The sequence below is a fragment of the Paenibacillus sp. LS1 genome (genome assembly GCF_026013365.1).
Classification (GTDB): Bacteria; Bacillota; Bacilli; order Paenibacillales; family Paenibacillaceae; genus Paenibacillus.
In genome coordinates this window covers 97,859-120,514 of record NZ_JAPDOE010000010.1, presented here as the reverse complement: position 1 = coordinate 120,514, position 22,656 = coordinate 97,859, and the positions used below count along the sequence as shown (strand labels likewise).

Here is a 22,656-nt window from a genome sequence, read left to right as displayed (position 1 = left end):
TCACCTCCACCGCTTCCGTTCCACAATTTGAATGCTTAACAGCAGAAATACACCTGAAAGTGTGACATAGTACAAGATATCCGGCCCACTAAGCACACCTTTCATGAAGCTGTCGAACCGGTTAGTCAGGGCAAACGGGTCCAGCCACTGTTGCAAAGCAGATCCCGTATTGCCTGCGAATGAATCAAGCATCCACAAAACGAGCAAAATAATAAAACCAGCCACCGCAGACACCATCTGATGCTGGGATAACGTTGAAGCGAACAGTCCAATCGCCATCATGCTTCCACCCAGGAAGAATAACCCCAGCGCAGACATCCATACCGTAGTCATATCCAGTGTCCCATAGAACGACATAATGAAGGGATACACCAGACTGCACAGGATGAGCACGACCAGAATGGCGAGAGAAGCGAGATATTTGCCGAAAATAATTTCCGACACACGTGCCGGAGAGGTCAGCAGCAATTCATCCGTTCCCTGTCTGAATTCTTCAGCGATCAAACGCATCGTCAGCAATGGTACAACAAACAACAGCATGGACAACGTGTCCCCCAACACGAGACGATAATCGACAATGCTCGGCTGGTAATATACAAAGCTTGAATAGAACAACAGACTGGTCATCAGTACATATACAGCAAAAGCAAAATAGGACGTTGGTGACAGAAAATAAGCTTGCAGCTCTTTATTGCATACCGCCATCATTCGTCTCATTTGGAGTCCTCCCCTTTACGAGAATGGGGCGAGGAATCCGCTGATGCACTCGCTGATGTTCCCAATACACTCGACGAGTCAATGTCCGAAGTTACGTCCTGGTCCGTCTCTGCCCCAACAACCTTATCCACATCTGCCGAGTTCGCGTCTGTGTCCGGTGTTTCGGTTGTGGTCAGCTTCAGGAAGATTTGCTCCAGACTCAGATTCTCCTTCTTCATCTCCAGTATCGGTAAACCTGCACCGGACAAAAGGTAGAATAGCTCTTCCCGAAAATCTTCCGCACTTTCTCCGGTGAGCAGCATTTTAACCGTATCCGTTGAAGCTGAAGTCAGTGAAGTGTCTTTGACGGCATTCGCATCCGAGGTTTGAATGACTTCACTCCGCACCTTCTCCCATGGTGACAGCACATTATGTAGTTGCTCCGCATTGGCTTTTACTTCAATCGACACCTTGAACTGATCCCCCATCGCTGAGCCGAAATGCTGAGGTGAACCATCCAGCACAAGTTGCCCCTGATTAATGATCAACATTCGATTACAGAGCGTGCTCACTTCAGGCAAAATATGTGTACTGAGCAGCACCGTATGGTTCTCGCCCAACTCTCGGATCAGATCCCGGATCTCGATAATCTGATTCGGATCAAGCCCCGATGTTGGCTCATCCAGGACCAGCAGATCCGGCTTGTGAATAATGGCTCCCGCCAATCCGAGACGTTGCTTGTAGCCTTTGGATAAACCACGTACCAATTGTTTTTCCCGACCCTGAAGTCCCAATCTGCTAACCATCTCACTGACCCGCAGCTTGACCTCACGTGCCGGGACATCCCGCAGATTCGCTACGAATCTGAGATAGGACTGCACTGTCATATCCGGATAGAGCGGCGGTGTTTCAGGCAGATACCCGATCTTGGAACGAACACGCTGACCCTGCTCATGCACCGACACTCCATCCACCATAATGGAACCCGCGGTTGGATGCAGATAGCCCGTAATCATACGCATCGTTGTTGTTTTCCCGGCACCATTGGGCCCGAGAAACCCGACAATCTCACCACGTTCCATGGTGAAATCCAGTTGATGCACGCCACGCTGCCCTTCGTACACTTTGCTGACCTGTTTCACTTCGAGCACATCATTCATCCTTTCCCGTTAAAATACCCGTGCACCATCGTTTGCAATAGATGATGGGCACGGGAAGTTCCTTGTATCTTACGTGAGCTATCCTAGCCTCAGCTTAATGTCACTTAAAAGAAAGCTTAAAAATAATTGTCCAAAATGTGAACATTCACAGTAACACCCACACCCTGCGCTTAAAGCCAACGTAACATAGAGTACAGGAGAATGTGCTCCTGACCAAAAGTCAGAGGGTGAATCGTGTGAAAGTATTATTCACGTTTTATGTTCCAAGCGGTGGCGTGGATACGTTAAATCGACTGCGCACCGCGGTTCTGAAACGTCATGGCATTGAAGCGCACCTGCTGTATCTCAACACAGGCTCGGGATTACAGAACAACAGTGATACACCGATTTTCACCGCGTCCAGTGACGAGGATATCCATCATTTAATTCATACCCATCATTATGATGCCATCATTGCCACTTCAGACATCGCGATGCCCGGCCGCTTGAGAGGACTTGGTTATACAGGACGAATTATTTTTGAAGCGCAGGGACTTGGCACACGTGATCAGGCTCTGGAAACGATACAGATGGCTGTACCTTATCTTCAAGCCCATTGTGATGCCGCCGTATTGCCTCCCACAGACCATCTGCTGGATATGTTCATTCATATCTGTCCTTGGCTTCATCGGTTTGTTATTCCCAATATGCTGGATACGGACACCTTTGCCCCCATCTTGGTGGATACCCCACCCTATCCGGTGCTGGCTTGGGTAGGACGACTCGAACACAACAAAAACTGGCGTGAATATTTGACCATATCCAGTGAGATCATCAAAAAAAATCCGAAAGCCAGACTATGGCTGTTCCACGATCCCACCTTGGCTAACCCTGAAGATGAAGTCATGTTCCGGCACATGCTGGCAGAATACGGGCTCGAAGATAAGATTGGTATCTTCATCAATGTTCCCCATTCTCAGATGCCTACCTTCTATTCCATGATTGCCGCTTCAGGAGGAATCATGTTATCCACTTCCCTGTTGGAAGGATTCGGCTATGCCGTTGCTGAAGCCATCAGTTGTGGCTGCCCGGTACTCAGTACCGATTCGGACGGTGTGCGTTCATTTATCACACATAATAAGACTGGAAAGTTCTATCCGATTGGCAATATAAAGGCAGCTGTCTCCGAAGCAAAGGACCTCATGAAAAACAAGAAACTGCGGGAGTATATTCGCATTCAGGGCAGACAGCATATGAGCTTGTCTTTTTCACCAGATCGGTATGCCCATTCTTTCCGTGAAATGATGACCGCCTTGCGTGTTTTCCATTGAGGATCGCAAAAAGGCAGCTCAGAGAGATTCTCTGAACTGCCTTAATAGGGTTACATTTTAGTGTCCCATCATCATCGCGGGATCAGGCTTGTCGCCATTTTGAAGATCTTCTTGCGGCATTGGTTTTGGCTTGCGCAGAATCAGACTGAGCAAACATCCGAACAATGCAATACAAGCCGCCAGGAAGAACGTATCATTGAAACCTCCCACCAAACCATGAACTATAGCGGTCGGCTCCGTGCTCGTTGTATTGTCTGCAATTCTTGAGGTAAGGAAGCCCGTAAGTCCGGCAACCGCAAAGGATACAACCACTTGCTGTGCAGCAGCCGTCAGCGGTGTAACCCGTCCAACCAACTTGCGCGGTGCAGCATTCAATACATGCGTATTGAGCGGCATCATGGACAAGCCCATACCCAGACCCATCATGACCAGCGCCGTTATAATCAGACCAAGACCTGTCTCTGCCGTGATGGAGGACAGAATAAACAATGCTCCCGAGATAATTCCCAGACCCACGAAGGCCAGAGGTCTCGCACCGATTTTATCAAACAATCGACCGCCGAGCGGCATACCCACTCCGGAAGCCAAAGCCTGTGGAAGCAGAATCAATCCTGTTTCCAGTGCAGTGTACCCTTTGATCTGCTGCAAATATAACGGGATCAGGATCATCGCACCGAACAGCGCCACTTGGGACACCCATGCGAGAACAATCCCCCGTGAGAAGTCAGATGATTTGAATACCCGAAGTTCGAGCAATGGATTTTGATGACGTAGTTCTACAATAATGAACAAAATGAGCGCTACGCCGCCCACAATGACACCCGTAAGTGTTGTTGCAGATGTCCAGCTCGTTCCACCCTCACTCACACCGTAAGCAAGCATCGAGAACGCAATTGGCGCCAGAATCATGCCGAGCAGATCCAGTGCAGGCGTGCGTCCACGATCCGTATCAGGCAAGAACTTGATACATAGAATGAAAGCCGCAATACCGATTGGCAAGTTAATCAGGAAGATCCAGTGCCAGCTCAGTGATTCAATAAACCACCCGGACAACACCGGACCCAATGCAGGGGCAAGCAGCATCGGAATTCCGAGCATCCCCATGATGGAGCCTCTTCGCTCAGGAGGAGCCAGACGAAAGACCATCGCCATACCAATTGGAGCAACCATGCCTCCACCGAGACCCTGAATGACACGGTAAATAATTAATTGCTCAGGCGATTGGGCAATCGAGCATAATACAGAACCCAAAGTGAACATGGCAATCGTGAACAGAAATACTCTTTTGGCACCAAAACGGTCAGTTAACCAACCTGCCAGCGGAATAACCGCAGACAATGCCAGGGTGTAACCCGTAACCGTCCATTGGATGGTCTTAAGGTCCGTTTCGAAATATTGAACAAGATTCGGAATGGCCACGTTCACGACCGTGCTGTCCAGAATAACCATAATCATTCCGACGATAATAGCCAGGAGTGGCAGTATAATTGTTTTGATTGAAAACTCTGCCGGCTCCTGGGGAACTGCTGTTTGTTCTTTCACGTTCTCCACACTCTTTTCCGGCTAGCGGATCACAGGTTTATCCCTGCGTCTCACTCAGCCTATATTTACGACTAATTTCAAACTATCGTTTTAAACCGTCGTTTTAAACTTTTGTTTAATACTGATCTAATTTTAATGAAAATACCTTTGCTGTCAAGCTATTTTTTCGAGATAATTCCACTATGGATGCACCACAAAAAAATGGAACAGGCTCTTCCCTGCTCCACATGTTGGCTGATCATGCTTATTTAATTATGTCCATATCAATCTGCGAGCTTCATCATCTGATATTCTGACAGTATGCCCAATGTTTGACCGTGAATACTTCTGCAATACATCCGAATAACCAGATGATTCGGTGCTGAACTATTGCTGATGATCCTCATTTCATAAGGCTCGGATGACACATCCAAATTATGAATGACCTGATTACCGCCCGCTCCCCCTGAACTGGGCCCGAGATGAAAAAGATGCCGGTACAGTTCTCCATGTATACTGGCTCCACCAACAAATACATCCGTCCCTTCTTCGCCGCCGACATAGGCCAACTCCACATCCATGTACTTGACGGGAACAAATGTCTGTAGCAAATTCTCATGAATCTCAAGTAAATATACCGCCACTGTAGAACCCTCCTTCGGAGCATGAACCTTCCTGTTCATAGGATATGCTCCCTCTCGTCCATTGCCATTTGCATTCACCCATTTTCGAACATTTACACGGAAATGCCCGACCTTCCGGTCCTCTTTTTTCATAGAATAAAAGGATAGAAGCTCGGCCGGTGCAGGCCGTGACAAGGAGGTAGCTATGAGAGTTCTGCTCGTTACGTATTGGGAGCTTACACATATGGGTGGGATCTGGACATATGTTAAACAATTGGCCGACAGGCTGATGGCGCTTGGTGTAGAGGTTGATATCATGGGCACGAATGGTGCCAATAACGAAATATATATTCGTAATCTGAATCGTGCTTTCTCCAAGGATAAAGTGTGGCCCATGCTGCAAGCCAAGCTCAACCCAACCGATCTGCCACAATTCACAGCCGACTCTCTTCTTGCTTATTATGAATTGAATAGATATGCCTTCGAGATGGCTGCCGCTTATCTGGGAGTGGACCATTATGACGTCATCCATGCGCAAGATCCGGTAGCCGCCGTAGCGATAAAACGCATTTTGAACCGTAATGTTCCACTCGTTACCAGCTATCATGGAGCTCTTGCACGCGAAGCCTTCTACGATGCTCAAAATTCCAACCCGCAGCTTACCCTATCATCATATTTACAATCGAAACGCGGACGTTATTTTCTCTCATTGGAAGAACGAAGTGCTGCACAGTCTGAGCTCATTCTGGTGTCCAGTCACTGGATCAAGAGCACGCTTACAGAGCTTGCGGTTCCCGAATCAAAGTTTCGGATAATCCCCTACGCCGTGGACCTGTCAGCCTACCGTTCATTAGCAGCTACGAAGTTCCGCCAGCGACCACCCGCAGGCAAAAAAGTCATTGCCTTTACCGGAAGGCTTGAATATATCAAGGGCGTTCATGTGTTGATCAAGGCTTTAGCCAGTCTGAAAAGTAAACGGTCCGATTGGGTCTGTTGGATCGCAGGAGAAGGCAACCTGATCGAGGAATTGCGGGCACAGGTCACGGCGGCTGGCATTGGAGCCGATGTTGTGTTTTGGGGCAAGCTGGACAATATTCCTTCCTTCCTGCGCCATGCCGACATTTATGTCCAACCCAGCCTGCAGGACACCCAGCCGTTCTCCGTTACGGAAGCGCAACTGGCCGGTGTGCCCGTTATTGTCAGTGGTACGGCCGGCATGCCTGAGATGGTTGACCCTGGACGCACGGGGTGGGTCGTGCCTCCGCAGGATGTCGATTCGCTCCGCGAATTGTTGCATGCACTTCTGGAGGATGACGTTACCCGTAAAAAAGTGGGTGCTGCGGCCAAAGCCTGGGCTGAAGAAAACCGCTCACTGGAAGAGATGGGACTTCGTACATTACAAGTCTATCAAGAAGCCATTTACAGAGGAGGACTCACGATATGACGTTACTTGTACCTAGTGATTTGTACAATCGCTGGTTCTCGACTCCGGTTTCCACACCTCACATCGACGTGGATTACGCTGCAATGAATGAATTGATGAAGAAGCTACCTAAAGGATATGTATTTCCCGATCCGGCATCGATGGCGATCATGAATTCAAAGGACTGAGGCTTCAATACAAGCCATATTCATATAACATGCCTGAATATGAAACAAGGGGTGTCCCATTTGTCATACGAATGACTGAGGACACCCCTGTTCGCTTTACTGTGTTCTAACGAATCCAACACACGCTATTTGTTTCCTTTTACACAAGGCTGACATGTAACGAATCACAGAGATGTTATTTCGTCCATCATGGTCGATTTTCAGGTTCGGAAGCCATTCTCGGAAGAAATAACGTGATTGAGATTCGTTAGAATTTATTTTTCATGGTAATTGCCCCAATAAGACGTCGCAGATTCGTTAGGGCCTAGAGCTAGATAAAATCCAGATCTCTTTAATCTGTGGCCAACCTGGAATACATATTCAGATTGTTGAACTTTTCGCCTGCCCTTTAGCATGCGTCGATGAATTAAAAAGAGAGAGCATCCCATCTATAGCAAATTAATGCTGTAGACTGTGCTCTCTTAATATTTAACACCTATTTCTTTCAGCCCTCTTCGCCAAATCTATCTATTTCCAGTACCCACCAACATGTAGCAGATTGAGCAGCGTAGGTCGATGCTTCTCCTGAACCCGTTCCATCTCGGCAACCAGTGCCTTGAAATGGCGTTTGGTTCCCATGGATTCATGCAATCGGTAGCACATCAGAGGTTCGTTGTAATAAAACAGCTCATACATTGGAAACAGTCTCATCCACATCTCATAGTCATGGGTATAGCGAAAATCAGTGTCGAACAAGCCGAACCGCTCAAATGCCTCCATCTCTAGCATGACGGTACAGCCATTGATCGGACAACCTTCCAGCAGTACCTGCAACATCTCCAGACGACTGCCCACTTCCGGCTGCACCGTATCCAACCACTCACTTTTCTCATTCACATAATGGTAGGCACCATGACAGAATGAAGCCTTGACCTCACGCATAAACTTCAGTTGTTTCTCCACCCGATCCAGCAGCATCACATCATCTGAACTGAGCCAGACAAAATATTCCCCTGTCGCCTGTTTGATGCCCTCATTTAATGCTGTTGCGGTTCCACCGTTTTCTTTGCGAATATAGTGGATAGAATCCTTGAATGGTTGTAGCTTCTCCACGTGCTCGGTTGAACCATCATCCACCACGATCACTTCAATATGCGGATACGTCTGGTGAATGGCGCTGTGAACAGCCTGCTCGATATAAGCACAATTGTAAAAAGGAATAACGATTGATACTTTCGGCTCCATTCGGGCCTCCCCTTCCTCCGCTTGTCTCTGCGTAGCGATTGCTTTCCTCTATTATATGAAGATCAATACGATCGGTATCGGGCAGCTGCGGTGCTGCGGAAGCACATTTCGATACGGATGCACAACAACTCAGCTCGCTAACCTTAGATGCTTAGGCGTGTGATATAAGAACCGTTAGTCGACTTCCCCCCACCTCAAAAATTGCTACGCAAAGAGGGCGTTAATCAGCCACCTTCCGGCCTCATAACTACCCTCCTACGCTACCCGCCAAGCGCCGCTATACGCTGCAACAACGGTTCGCGATATCTGGACCATACCATGGATGCCTCTCTACCGATGACATCCGCATGACGTACCGACCCCATTCCACCATGCCAGCGATATGCGGTATGTGGCTCGTTCAGATATGGGAAACGATGACCGTTCAGAATAATACGCAGCCAGAGATCCAAATCATGCGTATATGGCAGCAGTTCATCGAACAACCCCACCCCGCTGAACAGATCCTTGCGGATCATGACGGTACAACCGTTGACCGGGTTACCATTAACGAACAATCGTAACCAGTCCAGATCAGCCATCGGTGCAGGCCCTCCATTCAACTTGGTCACGGCAGAATGTTCATTGATGTAATGAAAGTTCGTATGAGAAACCAGCACATTCTCGCGTTGCATAAACGCAAGCTGATGCCGGATTTTATCAGGGTACAGATAATCATCCGAACTGAGCCAAACGACATATTCACCAGAGGCATGGCGGATGCCATGATTAAGTGCCGAAGCGGTCCCCCCATTGCTTTTGCCAAGCACATTAATATAAGGAAGATAGGGCTGAAGCAGCTCCGCATGCCGGGTAGATCCGTCATTCACAACAACAATCTCCACATCGGGATACGTCTGGTTCAGCGCACTCTGGATCGCCTGTGGCACGTAAGGGCAGTTGTAGAATGGAATCACAATGGACACTCTTGGACTCAACTTGTCGACCTCCCTTGCTGTGCACGAACATCACTCAGAATATCCTGCAGCGATGTGGCAAATGGAATCAGCGGCTGCCAGCCAAGCTTACGCAGCAATGATAATTCCTCCTGTTTCCCCGCACCATCCGGACCGGAAGATGCCCCATCCCAGCGAACAGGTACTTCTGCTTCTGTCATGGACAACAGCAGATCTGCAATTTCACCAAGACTACGCTCGACTCCGGACACCACCGGATATACCGTACCGCTAGCCCCCTCTACTAGGAGGGTCGCATATGCTCTGACCGCATCTCGCACATCCAGAAAGTCACGGGTGCTGTCCCGTCCGGACAGACGGAATGCCTCGGTTTTGCCCGCCTGCTCACACGCAACAACATGGCGCGCAAGCAGTGAACAGATACCTGTAGAAGGACCGGCACCGATCAGATTGCCCGGCTCCGCCAGCATGATCTGCTGTCCGAAGAGCGACATCCAAGACAAAGACACCATCTCTTCCAGTGCTTTGCTAAGACTGTACGGGTGCGGCGGCTGGGGAATCCGGCCGGGTCCCGGCGTATATTTTAACCTTGATCCCACAATAACGGTTCGTGCTGCCGGACAACTGCGAAGTGCATCCAGCAAATAAAGCACAGCCATCACATTGGTCTCCAGCACCAATAGCGGATCTGCCCACGAATCGGGTACGGAATTTTTGCCGGCGAGATGCAGTACATAGTCTGGCTGCACCTCGTCGATCAGGTGACGCACTTGCTGTTTATCATTTAGATCACAGACATGGACTTGGTCGCCTTTACCGAATGAATACACATCCGGTCTCCGGACTACCGCTGCAACCACTGCACCCGCTTCCCGAAAATAAGAAACCGCATGTCGCCCGGTAAATCCCGAGGCGCCTGTGATCAGTACTTTCTTGCCTGTCAGCTCTGCTCCATCCATAATGCCAGCTCCTTCAGCATTGTAGAATAATCCGGCAGGTCTGTCTTCACATCCTCGCGAGTCGATACCAGCGTACGGTCCTGCACCATACTGTCATCACGCACAATCGTCACATCCTGCTTATCCCAGGTCTGCTTGAACAACACAAGCAAGTCATGCTTGCTGACCGGAGCCGGATGAGCCAGATGGATGAGGCCACTAACGGATGATGTCAGGTAATGATCAACCCACTTGGCTAGCTCAAGCGTGGTCACACCGTTCCAAAATACACGGGTATACCCGCCAACTTCACCTGTGCTAGACATAAACCATTGCATCAAACCAATGCCGCCTTTCCGAATCTCGGGTCCGATAATGGACGTACGGATCGTCAGATGACCTTCATCCTGAACTTCACCAAGTGCTTTGGTAACGGCGTAAGCAGAAGTCCCATCCGTGACATCATCTTCGCGGTATGCTCCCCGGTCCCCGCTGAACACACAATCTGTGCTGATATGGATCAGGCGTGCACCAATCTCATCCGCAACCCGCCGCAGACGATGCGGCAGGAAACCGTTAATATGATATGCGGTGATTTTGTCCTCATCTGCGAAGCTGTTTAACACACCTACAGCATTAATAATCACATCCGGGTGCACTGCTTCTACAAGCCGATCGACCATGAAGCTGTCGTTCACATCCAGGAGTAGACCATTCGGGTCCGTGACATCCCGAGTTGTGTAGAAGACGCTGTGTACACCTTGACGGCGGAAATAGTCGACCAGAATATGGCCGGCCATTCCGTTCCCACCAAGTATCAGCAGTTTCATGACAGAAATCCTCCGCGTTTCAGAATTTCACGAATTTCCTCTTTGGTCATCAGTTGATGTTCGGAACTGAAGCTGTTGAAGGAGACGGGAGGGCAATTGTTGTAATGTTCACGCAGTCCCGGGATACCGAGGGTCGGGAGAATGACCAGATACTGCTCATCGTAGACCACAGTAGTCATGCTCTCGAATTCACTCATCAGTATTTCATGGATTTTTTCCCCTGGACGAATGCCACGTTCCACAATAGCCACATTCTCCACGCCGGAATCCTCAATCAACACCTCAGCGAGATCAACGATTTTGCATGTCGGCATCGTCATGACAAAGATCTCTCCGCCCATACTCTCTACCGATGCTTTGAACAGCAGCGTGATGGCGTCCTTGAGGGTAAGAAAGAATCGAGTCATGCTCATGTCCGTGATAGAGACCTGCCCTTTCTGACGGATCTGATTCTTGAACAGATGCACCACACTGCCGTTTGTTCCCAATACATTCCCGCCCCGCACCGTAACAAACTTGGTATCGCTGTGCAACAAGTTGGCATATACGATTAATTTCTCGCCGATGGCCTTTGTCATGCCGTAGAAGTTAGACGGATTGGCAGCCTTGTCAGTCGAGATATAGATGACTTTTTCCACCTTGTTCTCAATAGCCGCCTCGATCACATTCTGTGTACCAATCACATTGGTTTTGAGTGCTTCGTACGGCTGGTCTTCACATACCGGAACATGCTTGAGCGCAGCCAGATGAAATACATAGTCCACATGCTGGCAGGCAGCCGTCAAGGCGTCCTTGTCACGAATATCTCCAATCCGGAAATGAAGACGCGAGTCTTCAAAATCACGACTCATGGCCACTTGGCTGGACTCGTTCCGGGAATACACAATAATTTCTTTCGGCTGCTGGGGCAGCAGTTGAGCCACAAGTTCATAACCCCATGATCCCGTACCGCCAGTCACGAGTATACGCTTATTTTCAAACATGCATTTTCCCTCCAAGCAGAAATTTAACCACTTTACTGGATACATCTGTTGCTTTGTAGCCCTGCGGACAGTCCCAATCAGTAGACATCTGCGTCATGACTTTCACACAATCAGCGATGCGTGCCGCATCCAGACCGGAGACCACATTGCTTCCGCAATCCACCGTTTCTGGGCGCTCTGTCGTTCGACGCATGGTCACGGTCGGCACACCCATAATGCAGCACTCCTCCTGCACGGTGCCGCTATCCGTGAGTGCACAACGTGCATGCCGTTCGAGCATCACAAAGTCGAAGAATCCAAACGGCTCGTGAAACTCCACCAGTGGGTTCATCTCCAGCTGCAGATGCTCCGCAATCCGAATCGCTGTACGCGGATGAATGCTGCAGATCACACGCAAACCGTGTTCCTCTGCAACCTGATTCAACCCTTTCATAATCTCCAGCAAATGAGGGGCATGATCGACATTCTCGGCACGATGAGCGGTAACCAAAAAATATTGCCCGGACTTCAGCTTCAGCTTTTTGAGAATTTTGCTGGAGTTTACCTGTGCGTCATAGTGCTGCATCACTTCATAGATTGGATTGCCTGTGAGCACGATTCTTCTGCTCGGTACACCTTCGCTAACCAGATGTTTCTTGCTCTGTTCCGTGTAAGGCATATTAATGGTGGAGATGGCATCAATAACTCTGCGATTCTTCTCCTCAGGCACATCCAGATCGAAGCAACGATTGCCTGCCTCCATATGAATAACAGGAACCCCCATGCGCTCAGCCAGCACAGCACACAATGCGCTATTGGTATCACCGAGCAGCAGTAATTTATCGGGTTTCTCCTGCAATATCAGATCTTCCATCTGCGTAAACATCGAGGACAACTGCCGTCCCAGGGAGGCCGCTTCATCCTGGAGAACGTAATCCGGTGCGCGCAGGCCCATTTCCTTGAAAAAGAGACCGCTGAGACTTTCCGTGAAGTTCTGTCCCGTGTGTACCAGAATATGTTTGGACGCGTACTGGTCCAGCTTGGAAATGATCAGGCTGAGTCGAATGATCTCAGGTCTCGTACCCAGCACCGTCATGATCTTCATCGTAATCCCTGCCTTCATCTTGTATTGGAACCTTTGCGCCTCACTCGGCTACGTCCCGCCTTGGCAGATTTACGTCTGCGACTAGCCGATTTTCCCATATGCGGACGCGGTCCCTTCGTTGTACGGGGTTTCCCCTTACGTTTGCCATTACCCGAAGCTTGTTTAAAGCCCTCACGGTCTCGGCGAGTATGTGGTGCAAGTGATTTGCGTCGACGTTTCCCCGTTCTGCCACCCTGTTGAATGAGCTTTGCAACGGAGCGAGCCGCTGCACCCGGAGCATCGTGACCCAATGCAATCGGAGGTAATGAGGAAAGCGGCAACGCCTGGATGACGCTCAGTGGGAATAAGAGTGCCCGCACTGTAGCAGGTTCCAGAGCCAGTACTGTGCGTAATCCGCCCTCTCCCCATGTGTACACAGGTCCATTCGGAGGCTGGATGTACGTAAACCATCCGGGAAAACGTAACAACCACTGTGTCACCATCGTATGCAATTTCGTTCGGTAGGTTTCAATCCCGTAGAGCCTTTCCGCTTCTGTCCGATTGCGCCACCCCGTGTCCGAGGCCAGCTCGGAATCATTCAGCAAGGTTGTCGCTAATGTGACCAGCGCTTCGGTATCCCCCGGTGGGGCTAGAAAGGCATCACTGCCTACGGATTCCATCAATTCCTTCAGTCCACCCTGAGCGAAGGCGATGACTGGTTTGGCAAAATAGAGGCCCTCCAGTGCGGTCATGCCAAATCCTTCTTTGACCATGCTCGGAATGACTACAATATCCATGGCGGTATACGCCAGAGATACATTCTCTTCAAATGTGGTGAAGGTAAAGCGGCGCGAATACCCGGATTTCTTCACCCGTGATACACACTCGTCGTAATACTTTTTATCCGATGGAGCGCCGATGATCCAGAAACGACAGCGCGAATGCGTTTCACAGATCTTCAAAGCCATATCTACGAAAGGTTTCAACCCTTTGGCATCATATATAAAGGAAGAAATATAACCGATACAGGTCTGTGATGACTTGAAACCGAGTTCCTTGCGCTTGCGCTCACGCAGATGAACCCAGCGGTCCGGTGCGGGTAGCGCGGGTTCCCAGGTAGGCGAAATAACGGTTAGTTTGTCACCCATGCCGGCTTCATGAAATGGGGCCACCGCTGTCTCGGATATCCCGATAATCCAGTCTGAGTACCGGCCAATCATCTGGATCGCCTCGGTTGTATGCTCATTCGAGTGAATGATCTCGGTGATCTTCCAAATGATCGGAATCTGAAGCGATTTCGCCGCTACTGCCGGCATTACATTGACGCAGGTGTTCGTTAGCACCATATCAGGCGCGGTTTCCCGAATCAGGGAGACCGCCTCCTGATACGCTGGTGTATGGCGAAGATGCTCCGCATCGTCTGCAATGCCCCGGTAAGGTGTGTACACACCGTGAAGCATCGGCAGATTGCATATTTTGACCTGAATGCCGAATCTTCGTGCAAGCCCCGCAAGCTTCCCCTCCTGCGGAACTACAAGCACACAATCAAAGATCGTACCGATCTCCCTCATAAAATGAAGCAGCAGCTTCTCCGCGCCCGTAATGCTGCGGGTGTTGCACACATGGGAAAACAACATCAGCTTTGGTTTCATTGCCATGGCCGCACGGACCCTGTATGCGGACATCCGATACAGGGTACTGTGCACACCTCCTCCCGGCCAAAATTAAGGGAATATGATGGTTAACATTTCATTAATTCTTTTACCGTACGTGTGGTCTTTCAGTGTACGTTCGAGCCCTCGAAGTGCGATCTCGCGACGTTCCTTCTCATGAGTAAGGTAATATTCCACCTTGTCGAGCAACTCCTGCGGGGAGGAATACGTCTCAATCTCCACACCTGGTTTGTAGAAACGGGCAATATCATCCCGTGCATCGGTCAGCTGTAGCGTTGTGGATGCGGCAATTTCAAACGTTCTCGGGTTCGGTGAAGCCGGCGGGATTTTGAGGTGATTGTTATTGACCGAGTCATCTTCGTGGGACCGATGCAGGTTGATGACAATTTTGGTGCCATTGTACACATCGTTGGTCTCCTGCGGACTCATCCAGCGGCCAAGTTCAATCTTCTCGCCATAGGCAGTGTAGTCAGGCAGGCGGTCCCACCAGATGCCGTTAAATACCGTATTGTGTGACATCAGCTGTGCCATGATCGGGTTGAAGAAGTACACCCGGTTCCAGTAGGCCGAGCCGATGAAGCTAACATCTCTTTTTAATGGGGAAGGAGTTGTAATTGGGAAGTAGTGATTGGTAAAGGCTGCAAAAGGAAGGTAATGAACGGATGCACAACCGCTTTGACGGTATAGTTCCACACAGTTCAGTTCGAGCGTGAAGATATGATCAAAATGATGCACGATATCCAGCGTCATATCTGTATAATACGGATCATCCGTGAGCCAGATCGCCGTCTGAATGCCTGCTTGGCGAATCGCATCGATATGCTCGATAGGAATATCCATTCCGTCCAGCACAAGCACCAGATCAGGACGCGTTTGTAATGCAATTTCAGAAACTGGTTGACGCGGATCAGAGAGAGTTACCTGAGCTACCATGCCCTGCAATGTAGCCATAATGGCCTCATCCAGCGGAGAGTATGGGAAGCCTTTACCCGAAGATACATACAGCACGTGAAGCTGCCGGAAAGGCAACGGTTCCTGTGCACAATTCACAATATAGTTGGCGCGACCGCGCAGATATCCTTCTTCCTTACCCGCGTCATATCCGGCATGTTGCCCATTTTTGCGTGCTTGATCTGCCAGGCTGAGTACGGGTGCATGAACCTTTTTAGTTTTACGGTGTTTAAGAGACATACCGCCACTCCTTTATTTTTGGGATAGGGTTCTCGTTGGTGCTTTACTTCAGATGGGAATGGGATTACAAATGTTCCAGCAACTGAGCAATGCGACGAGTGAACGTGTGCTGATTCATCGTGGTGAGAAGTCCACGCCAAGCCATCGCCTGCCGTTCCTCCTCATGTTTCAGATAATAGTGGATCTTGTGCTGAAGCTCTGCCGCATTGCTGAACGTCTCGATGTCATAGCCCGGCTGATAATAACGGGGCAGATCTCCGCGTGCATCCGTAATCTGCATCGTGCCGCAGGCACTGATCTCATACGTCCGTGGATTAATAGAGCGGCCTTCCAGATGGTGTGTGTTGCGATTGTCTTCCCCATTCTCGCAAGTCCGGTGAACGTTAATGACGATCTTGGCACCATTGTAATAATCCACTGTCGCTCCGGGGTCAATCCATCCTTCGTGAATAAAACGGCCAAGTACATCAAAGCGTGCCAGTCGGTTCCACTGGCTACCCGCGATGAACACCTTTTTGTCTGCGAGAAAAGGGGCCAGCTCATCAAACAACTTAATCCGATTCCAGAACCCTGTACCGATAAAACAAATGTCGTTCTGATGCTGCGGTGCCGTGCGGCGCGGTTGAAACATACCTGGATTCACCGCGAGCGGCATATAGATGACCTGGCTCGCTCCATGTCCCAGATAGAAGGGCACCGCGGCCTCTTCATGCGTGAACACGACATCATAGTGCTGACAGAGGGTCGCTGTATCTTCGGTGAAATACGGATCATCCACAAACCATACAGCTGTTCGAATACCGAGTGCACGTATGCCGCTCACCTGCTCCAGATGATCTGCGGGGAACACATGCAGACCATTCATGACAAGCACGACATCGGGCCGATGCTGGCTGGCTTCCTGCAACATCGCTGCTGGCGATCCAACAACGCATTCACGTACAGACTGCTGCAGGGCCAAGGTTACACCTTCATCGATGGCATCGAATCCTTGGGGAATATACAGCACCTTCATGTCCCGCAGGGTCGGTTGAAACATCTGCACCCGCTCCATCATGGCCTGACAGCCGCCAAATCTGCGGCCTTCTGCGTATCCGCCGCGGTAAGCCGTCTCCGCTTCGGTCAGCGGACGGTGTCTTCGTTTTGCCACATTCTTCACCCTGTCTTCCTTCAGGAGATCTCACTTCCAGACTCTCCCCGTGATTGGTCTTCCCTCTAAAGGATATGCCTCGGGGTCAGATGCATCATGGACGGGTGTCCTGCAAGGCGCAAAATTGGCGCTTGCCCTCCACATACGCCTGTACGGGCATGTCCGCTTTTGCGGCTATGCAAATAACCCGGAGGGATCTGTCCCCCCGGGCTAACTGTTAGGCAATTATCATTCCATGCAGGAATAATCGTGTCTACTCGTTTACTGTGCTTTGTACGCCAGCTGATGTCCGTCCTCGAATCCCTTGGCGAAACCCGCGTTGAATCCCTCGTTGTACGCCTCGTTGTATCCCTGGCTGTACGCACTGTCCGGGTTCGGATCGGTAGGGGTAGCCGGGACGAATGGTTGTACGGGCTTCGGACTCCGGTGCCGCCGTACCGTACGTTTCTTTTTTTTGAGCCACGCACTGCGTCCTTTAAGCGGGCGTTTGTGAAGAACACGTTTCGCTTTGAGCGCACGCAGTTTGCGGATTTTGCGCAGACGGGCTCCACGGGTTACCAAAGCTCTTTTGGTTCTCAGTCGAATTTTCTTCTTCTTTAACATGTTAACATTCCTCCTGTATATCCCGAACGATACGAATTGCACACCCGGGGTCTTTGAGCCAAGGCAAGCCAGGCTCCCCATGCTGGATTCGGGCCAGCCTGATTCCCGTAACCATACGAGACATCTCTTCCTGATAGCGACTCAGTAAACGAATGTTCTCGGCCAGACTGCGGGCGGATACTTCCGAATGAGCGGATACGCTGGCTACACTGTCCAAAATGCGTGCCAGCGCCTGCTGACTATGTGCAATAGATTCAATGAGAGCCAGTTTCGCTTCCTGCTCACGCCGCATCAGACTCATTTTCCCATGTCTCCCAGATCCATGCCGCCAAACATGCCACCGTCCATACCGCCGCCATCTTCGCTATCGTTCTGTACCATCACCGCTTTGAGATTGTTGCACAGTCCGGTTTCCATCCGGGTCAATCCTTCCAGCAATTCCACCAGCTGATCATGCATTTTGAGTGGCTCTCCGACCTGATCCCCATGCGTCAGAAAGGTATCCCCATTCAGATGATTCAGCGTCCAGTTCCGTACCTTCTCGGCCTCAATCGCTTTTGCCTCCAGGATCAGGGCAATATTCCACTGCATCTTGGCTGCTGCGTCCAGCATCAGAATGAGGCTCTGTTCTCTACTCATGTTCCTTCACCCGCCTTCCGGGCTTATTCTTCCTCTTGAACCGCGATCTCCCGCATGACTTGGGTCAGCGTTTCGGCTACAGCCTCTTCCAGATCTGCAAGGCCTCCCAAGTAAGAGATAATGCTTTTGTTGATTTGCCCCGAGCTATCCAGCAGACCGTCAACGCCATCCAACTCCGGTTCGATATCTGGCAAATGATTGATGATTTCAGACATGCGTACAGCGACTTGGCGTTTGGCATCCAGCACACGTGCGATCTGTTGGTGAGAGTGTGCAATATGTGTGATGATTTCATCGATTTTGCTCTGCATGGTCCTCCTCCTTACCGTCACGGCCTGCTTCACCCATAGAAAAACCCGGCCTATCAGCATTTGCCTGTTACAGCATATGCCGGGCCGGGATCGTCAGTTACTACAGCTTGCGCCTATATCGTCAGATGACATAACTCCAGTCAGAAGAATATCGACTGAGGAATTGGCGAGTACGTTCCTGTTTCGGACGCACAAATACCTCTTCCGGTGTTCCTTCCTCCACAACAGAGCCTCCATCCATGAAAACAACCCGATTCGCCACCTCACGGGCAAAACCCATTTCATGGGTAACCACAATCATGGTAATACCCTCTTGAGCAATAGAGCGGATGACAGACAATACTTCACCCACCAGCTCGGGGTCCAGCGCCGAGGTCGGTTCATCAAACAAAATCACTTCGGGATTCAGTGCCAATGCTCTGGCAATCCCCACCCGTTGCTGTTGTCCACCGGACAACATACTCGGATACTCATTGATTTTGGCAGACAGTCCGACTTGTTCAAGCACACGCAAGGCGCGAGTTCTTGATTCAGCTTTGGGTATTTTCTGGGCAATAACTAAGCTAATAGGACATCCTGATAAGGTTATAGGATTTCTCTACAGTACGCGAAAAAGCCATCCCCAAAACCCGATTGGCGGATGACTTCTTCATGTATGGATCTCATTGAATTATACTATTTTGGCGATACATCACTTGGTGTTTTACACGACCATCTATCTGCGACTCGCCCATTTAATTTTACGTGCAACTTCCAATCGCTGTAATTGCAAGAGCCCGATTCGTTCCTCGAATTTCTTGCGTTCATCCATGGAATGAGCGGCATGAATCTGGTGGCAAAGACCTGTCAGTTTGCTGTTGATGTAATCAAACCGTGTCCATAATTCCTCTTCAGGTGTGCGCTGCTGCTCCGTCGCCGTCTGAAATATTTTGAGTTGGTGGATAAGGGATTGTTGCCATTCCTGATCCTGAATTTGGATGGCAAAATGCAAAAGATCCAGATAGTCATCGATTTGCAACGAAACGCCGCAATCAGGTTTAGTGTTCATCGTCGTCTCTCCTTATTTCAGTACTTGGCTGGAATCAGTTACTTCTATCTTACAGGAACAAGCCCACTGAAAGCGAGTGCTGAACGATTAAATTTTGGAATTTTTTTTATTTATTTATGTTAAAACAGCTTTACATTTCCATTAAGACCAATTTGGCAGGGTATTAATATTGGTACATATGAAATTGGTAATAAAAACCCGCGTTAAGGAAAAAAGTTCTTTCCTCAAAACGGGTTTTTCATTATTTTATATATAATATTAACACATATCAAATCAGTTATTTTTGCCATCTCGCTGCTGTCTGGTCATCAGTAACATGAGAAACGAGATGATAATAATGGAAACAGTCCACGCCCAAGCCATGGTCTGATTGCCCGAATCCACAGCGACATAGATTGCGGTGGGTACCGTTTGCGTTTTACCCGGAATATTACCCGCAATCATCAGTGTCGCTCCAAATTCCCCGAGTGCCCGGGCGAAGCCCAGGATGAAAGCGGTCATCAATGCTCTGCCTGCGAGCGGCAAGGAAATGTAACGAAAGACCTGCCACTCATTCGCCCCAATCGAACGGCCCGCATCTTCCAGATCACGATCCACACCGCTGAATCCCGATTTCATCGTCTGATACACCAACGGGAAAGCAACCACCACCGAAGCAATCACCGCTGCCCACCAGGAGAAAATAACCGGCGCAGAGAATATCGCTTCAATCCATTGTCCAAGTACACTTTTACGTCCCAGTATGACAAGTAACAGAAATCCGACCACCGTCGGGGGAAGTACTAAAGGTAGCATAAATGCCGTTTCCAGTAGAATCTTTCCCCGAAATGAAGTACGTGACATCTTCCAGGCTATCGCAATTCCGAGCACAGTGGCCACTACGCTGGATAACAGCGCAACCTGAAGCGACAGGCGCACCGGTGACCAGAATACGGACCAGTCTATGGCGTTCACATTCATTCCGGAATTGTGAATCCGTATTTCTCGAAGATATCCAATACTTCAGGGGTTTGCAAGTACGCATAGAATTGTTCGGCCTCTGTACGATGTTTCGTTCCTTCGATAATGCCCACCGGATAGTTGGCAGGTGTGTAGCTGTTTTTGTCCACCTCAAACGCAATTTTCACTTGATCCGAAGTAAGAGCATCCGTTTTATATACAAATCCTGCATCTGCATTACCTGTCTCTACATATTGAAGAACCTGTCTAACGTCTTTCCCCTGCACAAGCTTGCTTTCCAGTTCATCCCATAGCTTCGCATTCGTCAGAGCTTCCTTGGCGTAGGTTCCCGCAGGCACACTTTCCGGAATTCCAATCGCTACTGTCTTGATGGAATCGCTGGTGAGATCCGTTTCGCTGGTTACTGTACTTGTCCCATCTGCTGGCACAATCGCCACCAGTGAATTCTGTAGCAGATTCTTCTGATCGCCCGATGCAATCAGGTTTTCGTCCACCAGCGCATTCATATTTTTCGTTGCCGCTGACACAAAGATATCAGCCGGTGCACCCTGTTCAATCTGCTGTTGCAAGGCACCCGATGCGCCAAAGTTGAAGTTCAGTGCAATGTTGGGATTCGCTGTTTCAAAATTCGTTTCTATTTCCTTCATGGCATCCGTAAGACTGGCCGCCGCAGAGATCGTCAGATCTACCGCTTCCTGTGGATCCGCATTGCCTGCTGATGAACTTTCGCCTGATGCCGCTGGCGTTGAAGTCGTTTGCTCTGCACCCGTGGATGTATCCGTAGTGCCCGTGCTTGCGCCACAACCAGCCAATACAAGAGCTAGTCCCAGTGACATACTGCCTAACAAATATCCAATTCTCTTTCTCATATACTTCTCCCCCAATGTTATGTTTAGTTATAACTAGATATAATTAATTATATCTAATTATACACAAGACAAAAAAAATGGGAAGGTGATTTCTATCACATTTGATTTTTGATACCTGTCCTATGGATTTATTACATATTCTCACGTTTATGGCTTCCCTCAATTAATGGTATAGTACAAGAAACATTCATAACAAAACCATAGTTGCTCTATACCTTTGAAGGAGGATCTTCACTTATGACGGAGGAGCAATCCTATACAACCGAAGAAATATCCAAGCTGCTCAAAATATCGAAACTGACGGTCTATGACCTGATCAAAAAGGGAGACCTCGTCGCATACCGTGTGGGCAAACAAATGCGGATTGATAAAGCTGATCTGGAGGCATATAAACGTCGCTCCAAGCAACTTCAGTCCTCTGGTCAGCGCATCCCAACTCCGGATCAGGCCTCGGCAACAGGGACTCAGCCAGGTTTTAGTGAGCCTCAGGGAGCTTCATTATTGTCAGCAAATTCCGCCGGTTCTGCGCCAGCGATATCTAGTCATGGTCTGACAGGTACGCCACGGCATCTGGTGATCACAGGTCAGGATGTCAGTCTGGATATCCTGATGCGCCACATGGAGAAACATACTCGGGACATTCGCCCGCTACGTTCGTTCATGGGCAGCCTGGATGGACTTATCTCGATGTATCGCGGTGAGTCTGATCTGGTCAGTACCCATCTGCTAGACGGAGATACAGGTGAATATAATCTGCCGTATATTCGTAAAATTCTGACGGGACGATCTTATGTTGTGGTGAACCTGCTGTCACGTCCTGCCGGACTGTATGTACAGCGTGGCAACCCGCAGAACTTGCAGAATTGGACCGATCTGAGCAAGCCTGAACTTCGACTCGCTAACCGGGAGATAGGTTCTGGCGCGCGAGTATTGTTAGATGAGCAACTTCGGCTGCATGGAATTCCATCCGCAGGTCTGATCGGATATAAGACCGAAGAAACAAGTCACATGGGGGTGGCGGCCAAAGTCAGTTCAGGCGAAGCCGACGTCGGAGTTGGCATTGAGAAGGCTGTGCGACTTGTGGGACAGGTTGATTTTATCCCGCTCATTCAGGAACGCTATGATCTGGTCATGCAGAGGAAGCAAGGTAATGAAGCCTGGACTGAATCCGTCCTACGGATTCTCCAATCGCCGGAGTTCAGGCAGGAACTGCAATCATTCGAGGGCTATGATGTGTCACGTACAGGTGAAATTTTGTATCAAACATAGTCATACAAAATGCATCTCAGGACAGCCT

The 22,656-nt window shown here is 49.6% G+C and carries 24 protein-coding genes and 1 pseudogene; 4 read left to right on the top strand and 21 right to left on the bottom strand.

Annotated features, from left to right (window positions below):
• Positions 1-717, bottom strand: a complete 717-nt coding sequence (locus OM416_RS25290; protein ID WP_062837857.1) for an ABC transporter permease subunit — start codon at positions 715-717, stop codon at positions 1-3.
• On the bottom strand, positions 714-1,847 hold the full coding sequence (locus OM416_RS25285) for an ABC transporter ATP-binding protein (RefSeq protein ID WP_264934217.1): 1,134 nt from the start codon (positions 1,845-1,847) through the stop codon (positions 714-716). The genes OM416_RS25290 and OM416_RS25285 overlap by 4 nt, the downstream gene beginning before the upstream one ends.
• A 245-nt stretch (positions 1,848-2,092) precedes the next feature.
• Between OM416_RS25285 and OM416_RS25280 the strand changes: the two genes are divergently transcribed.
• Complete coding sequence (locus OM416_RS25280) at positions 2,093-3,166, top strand: glycosyltransferase family 4 protein (RefSeq protein ID WP_264934216.1); 1,074 nt, start codon at positions 2,093-2,095, stop codon at positions 3,164-3,166.
• Between the two features lie 57 nt (positions 3,167-3,223).
• On the opposite strand, the gene OM416_RS25275 is transcribed toward OM416_RS25280, so the two are convergent.
• Together OM416_RS25275 and OM416_RS25270 are read right to left on the bottom strand one after the other, a co-directional pair.
• Positions 3,224-4,708: a DHA2 family efflux MFS transporter permease subunit gene (locus OM416_RS25275; protein ID WP_264934215.1), complete on the bottom strand. Its 1,485-nt coding sequence runs from the start codon at positions 4,706-4,708 to the stop codon at positions 3,224-3,226.
• 263 nt (positions 4,709-4,971) lie between these two features.
• A complete protein-coding gene (locus tag OM416_RS25270; RefSeq protein WP_145151487.1) occupies positions 4,972-5,331 on the bottom strand; it encodes a hypothetical protein in 360 nt (119 codons plus the stop codon).
• Between the two features lie 184 nt (positions 5,332-5,515).
• Between OM416_RS25270 and OM416_RS25265 the strand changes: the two genes are divergently transcribed.
• Both OM416_RS25265 and OM416_RS25260 read left to right on the top strand, forming a co-directional pair.
• Positions 5,516-6,754, top strand: coding sequence for a glycosyltransferase family 4 protein (locus tag OM416_RS25265; RefSeq protein WP_264934214.1), 1,239 nt, complete (start codon positions 5,516-5,518; stop codon positions 6,752-6,754).
• Positions 6,751-6,921, top strand: a complete 171-nt coding sequence (locus OM416_RS25260) for a hypothetical protein (protein ID WP_167350959.1) — start codon at positions 6,751-6,753, stop codon at positions 6,919-6,921. Before OM416_RS25265 ends, OM416_RS25260 begins: the two co-directional genes overlap by 4 nt.
• Before the next feature lie 507 nt (positions 6,922-7,428).
• Here the strand turns inward: OM416_RS25260 and OM416_RS25255 are convergent.
• The 17 genes and pseudogenes from OM416_RS25255 to modA form a co-directional block, all read right to left on the bottom strand.
• Positions 7,429-8,145 carry a glycosyltransferase gene (locus tag OM416_RS25255; protein WP_264934213.1) on the bottom strand — a complete coding sequence of 239 codons (717 nt, stop codon included), beginning with the start codon at positions 8,143-8,145 and terminating at the stop codon, positions 7,429-7,431.
• A gap of 260 nt (positions 8,146-8,405) precedes the next feature.
• On the bottom strand, positions 8,406-9,122 hold the full coding sequence (locus OM416_RS25250) for a glycosyltransferase (protein WP_264934212.1): 717 nt from the start codon (positions 9,120-9,122) through the stop codon (positions 8,406-8,408).
• Positions 9,119-10,060: an NAD-dependent epimerase/dehydratase family protein gene (locus tag OM416_RS25245; protein WP_264934211.1), complete on the bottom strand. Its 942-nt coding sequence runs from the start codon at positions 10,058-10,060 to the stop codon at positions 9,119-9,121. Before OM416_RS25245 ends, OM416_RS25250 begins: the two co-directional genes overlap by 4 nt.
• Positions 10,042-10,869 carry a dTDP-4-dehydrorhamnose reductase family protein gene (locus tag OM416_RS25240; RefSeq protein ID WP_264934210.1) on the bottom strand — a complete coding sequence of 276 codons (828 nt, stop codon included), beginning with the start codon at positions 10,867-10,869 and terminating at the stop codon, positions 10,042-10,044. Before OM416_RS25240 ends, OM416_RS25245 begins: the two co-directional genes overlap by 19 nt.
• Entirely contained in the window at positions 10,866-11,852 is a 987-nt protein-coding gene (locus tag OM416_RS25235; RefSeq protein ID WP_145151501.1) for a polysaccharide biosynthesis protein, read from the bottom strand. Before OM416_RS25235 ends, OM416_RS25240 begins: the two co-directional genes overlap by 4 nt.
• Entirely contained in the window at positions 11,845-12,936 is a 1,092-nt protein-coding gene (gene wecB / locus OM416_RS25230) for a non-hydrolyzing UDP-N-acetylglucosamine 2-epimerase (protein WP_062838047.1), read from the bottom strand. The genes OM416_RS25235 and wecB overlap by 8 nt, the downstream gene beginning before the upstream one ends.
• Positions 12,937-12,950: 14 nt before the next feature.
• Complete coding sequence (locus tag OM416_RS25225; protein ID WP_264934209.1) at positions 12,951-14,573, bottom strand: glycosyltransferase; 1,623 nt, start codon at positions 14,571-14,573, stop codon at positions 12,951-12,953.
• A 66-nt stretch (positions 14,574-14,639) separates the two neighbouring features.
• The gene (locus OM416_RS25220; RefSeq protein WP_264934208.1) at positions 14,640-15,779 is read right to left on the bottom strand and encodes a glycosyltransferase; all 1,140 of its coding nucleotides are present in this window, start codon (positions 15,777-15,779) and stop codon (positions 14,640-14,642) included.
• Positions 15,780-15,843: 64 nt separating this feature from the next.
• Positions 15,844-16,938, bottom strand: coding sequence for a glycosyltransferase (locus tag OM416_RS25215; protein WP_264934207.1), 1,095 nt, complete (start codon positions 16,936-16,938; stop codon positions 15,844-15,846).
• A 252-nt stretch (positions 16,939-17,190) separates the two neighbouring features.
• On the bottom strand, positions 17,191-17,532 hold the full coding sequence (locus OM416_RS25210) for a hypothetical protein (protein ID WP_264934206.1): 342 nt from the start codon (positions 17,530-17,532) through the stop codon (positions 17,191-17,193).
• 1 nt (position 17,533) lies between these two features.
• The gene (locus OM416_RS25205; RefSeq protein ID WP_062837871.1) at positions 17,534-17,833 is read right to left on the bottom strand and encodes a hypothetical protein; all 300 of its coding nucleotides are present in this window, start codon (positions 17,831-17,833) and stop codon (positions 17,534-17,536) included.
• On the bottom strand, positions 17,830-18,171 hold the full coding sequence (locus OM416_RS25200) for a hypothetical protein (RefSeq protein WP_017692510.1): 342 nt from the start codon (positions 18,169-18,171) through the stop codon (positions 17,830-17,832). Before OM416_RS25200 ends, OM416_RS25205 begins: the two co-directional genes overlap by 4 nt.
• A gap of 23 nt (positions 18,172-18,194) precedes the next feature.
• The gene (locus OM416_RS25195; protein WP_017692509.1) at positions 18,195-18,482 is read right to left on the bottom strand and encodes a hypothetical protein; all 288 of its coding nucleotides are present in this window, start codon (positions 18,480-18,482) and stop codon (positions 18,195-18,197) included.
• A gap of 121 nt (positions 18,483-18,603) precedes the next feature.
• A pseudogene (locus tag OM416_RS25190) lies at positions 18,604-19,044 on the bottom strand (amino acid ABC transporter ATP-binding protein); the annotation flags it as partial.
• Positions 19,045-19,197: 153 nt separating this feature from the next.
• Positions 19,198-19,530: a hypothetical protein gene (locus tag OM416_RS25185; protein WP_264934204.1), complete on the bottom strand. Its 333-nt coding sequence runs from the start codon at positions 19,528-19,530 to the stop codon at positions 19,198-19,200.
• Between the two features lie 273 nt (positions 19,531-19,803).
• Positions 19,804-20,490 (bottom strand): molybdate ABC transporter permease subunit, encoded by a 687-nt coding sequence (modB, locus tag OM416_RS25180; protein WP_264934201.1) that lies wholly within the window; start codon positions 20,488-20,490, stop codon positions 19,804-19,806.
• The gene (gene modA, locus OM416_RS25175) at positions 20,487-21,359 is read right to left on the bottom strand and encodes a molybdate ABC transporter substrate-binding protein (RefSeq protein ID WP_264934199.1); all 873 of its coding nucleotides are present in this window, start codon (positions 21,357-21,359) and stop codon (positions 20,487-20,489) included. The genes modB and modA overlap by 4 nt, the downstream gene beginning before the upstream one ends.
• A 237-nt stretch (positions 21,360-21,596) precedes the next feature.
• Here modA and OM416_RS25170 point away from each other — a divergent pair, with 237 nt between their 5' ends.
• Positions 21,597-22,628, top strand: coding sequence for a helix-turn-helix transcriptional regulator (locus tag OM416_RS25170; RefSeq protein WP_264934197.1), 1,032 nt, complete (start codon positions 21,597-21,599; stop codon positions 22,626-22,628).
• Positions 22,629-22,656: the final 28 nt, after the last annotated feature.

Coding starts and splice junctions, on each gene's coding strand:
- OM416_RS25290 (WP_062837857.1), bottom strand. CDS start 717: ATGAGACGAATGATGGCGGTATGCAATAAAGAGCTGCAAGCTTATTTT.
- OM416_RS25265 (WP_264934214.1), top strand. CDS start 5,516: ATGAGAGTTCTGCTCGTTACGTATTGGGAGCTTACACATATGGGTGGG.
- OM416_RS25260 (WP_167350959.1), top strand. CDS start 6,751: ATGACGTTACTTGTACCTAGTGATTTGTACAATCGCTGGTTCTCGACT.
- OM416_RS25255 (WP_264934213.1), bottom strand. CDS start 8,145: ATGGAGCCGAAAGTATCAATCGTTATTCCTTTTTACAATTGTGCTTAT.
- OM416_RS25245 (WP_264934211.1), bottom strand. CDS start 10,060: ATGGATGGAGCAGAGCTGACAGGCAAGAAAGTACTGATCACAGGCGCC.
- OM416_RS25240 (WP_264934210.1), bottom strand. CDS start 10,869: ATGAAACTGCTGATACTTGGTGGGAACGGAATGGCCGGCCATATTCTG.
- OM416_RS25235 (WP_145151501.1), bottom strand. CDS start 11,852: ATGTTTGAAAATAAGCGTATACTCGTGACTGGCGGTACGGGATCATGG.
- wecB (WP_062838047.1), bottom strand. CDS start 12,936: ATGAAGATCATGACGGTGCTGGGTACGAGACCTGAGATCATTCGACTC.
- OM416_RS25225 (WP_264934209.1), bottom strand. CDS start 14,573: ATGGCAATGAAACCAAAGCTGATGTTGTTTTCCCATGTGTGCAACACC.
- OM416_RS25220 (WP_264934208.1), bottom strand. CDS start 15,779: ATGTCTCTTAAACACCGTAAAACTAAAAAGGTTCATGCACCCGTACTC.
- OM416_RS25210 (WP_264934206.1), bottom strand. CDS start 17,532: ATGTTAAAGAAGAAGAAAATTCGACTGAGAACCAAAAGAGCTTTGGTA.
- OM416_RS25205 (WP_062837871.1), bottom strand. CDS start 17,833: ATGAGTCTGATGCGGCGTGAGCAGGAAGCGAAACTGGCTCTCATTGAA.
- OM416_RS25200 (WP_017692510.1), bottom strand. CDS start 18,171: ATGAGTAGAGAACAGAGCCTCATTCTGATGCTGGACGCAGCAGCCAAG.
- OM416_RS25195 (WP_017692509.1), bottom strand. CDS start 18,482: ATGCAGAGCAAAATCGATGAAATCATCACACATATTGCACACTCTCAC.
- OM416_RS25185 (WP_264934204.1), bottom strand. CDS start 19,530: ATGAACACTAAACCTGATTGCGGCGTTTCGTTGCAAATCGATGACTAT.
- modB (WP_264934201.1), bottom strand. CDS start 20,490: ATGAATGTGAACGCCATAGACTGGTCCGTATTCTGGTCACCGGTGCGC.
- modA (WP_264934199.1), bottom strand. CDS start 21,359: ATGAGAAAGAGAATTGGATATTTGTTAGGCAGTATGTCACTGGGACTA.
- OM416_RS25170 (WP_264934197.1), top strand. CDS start 21,597: ATGACGGAGGAGCAATCCTATACAACCGAAGAAATATCCAAGCTGCTC.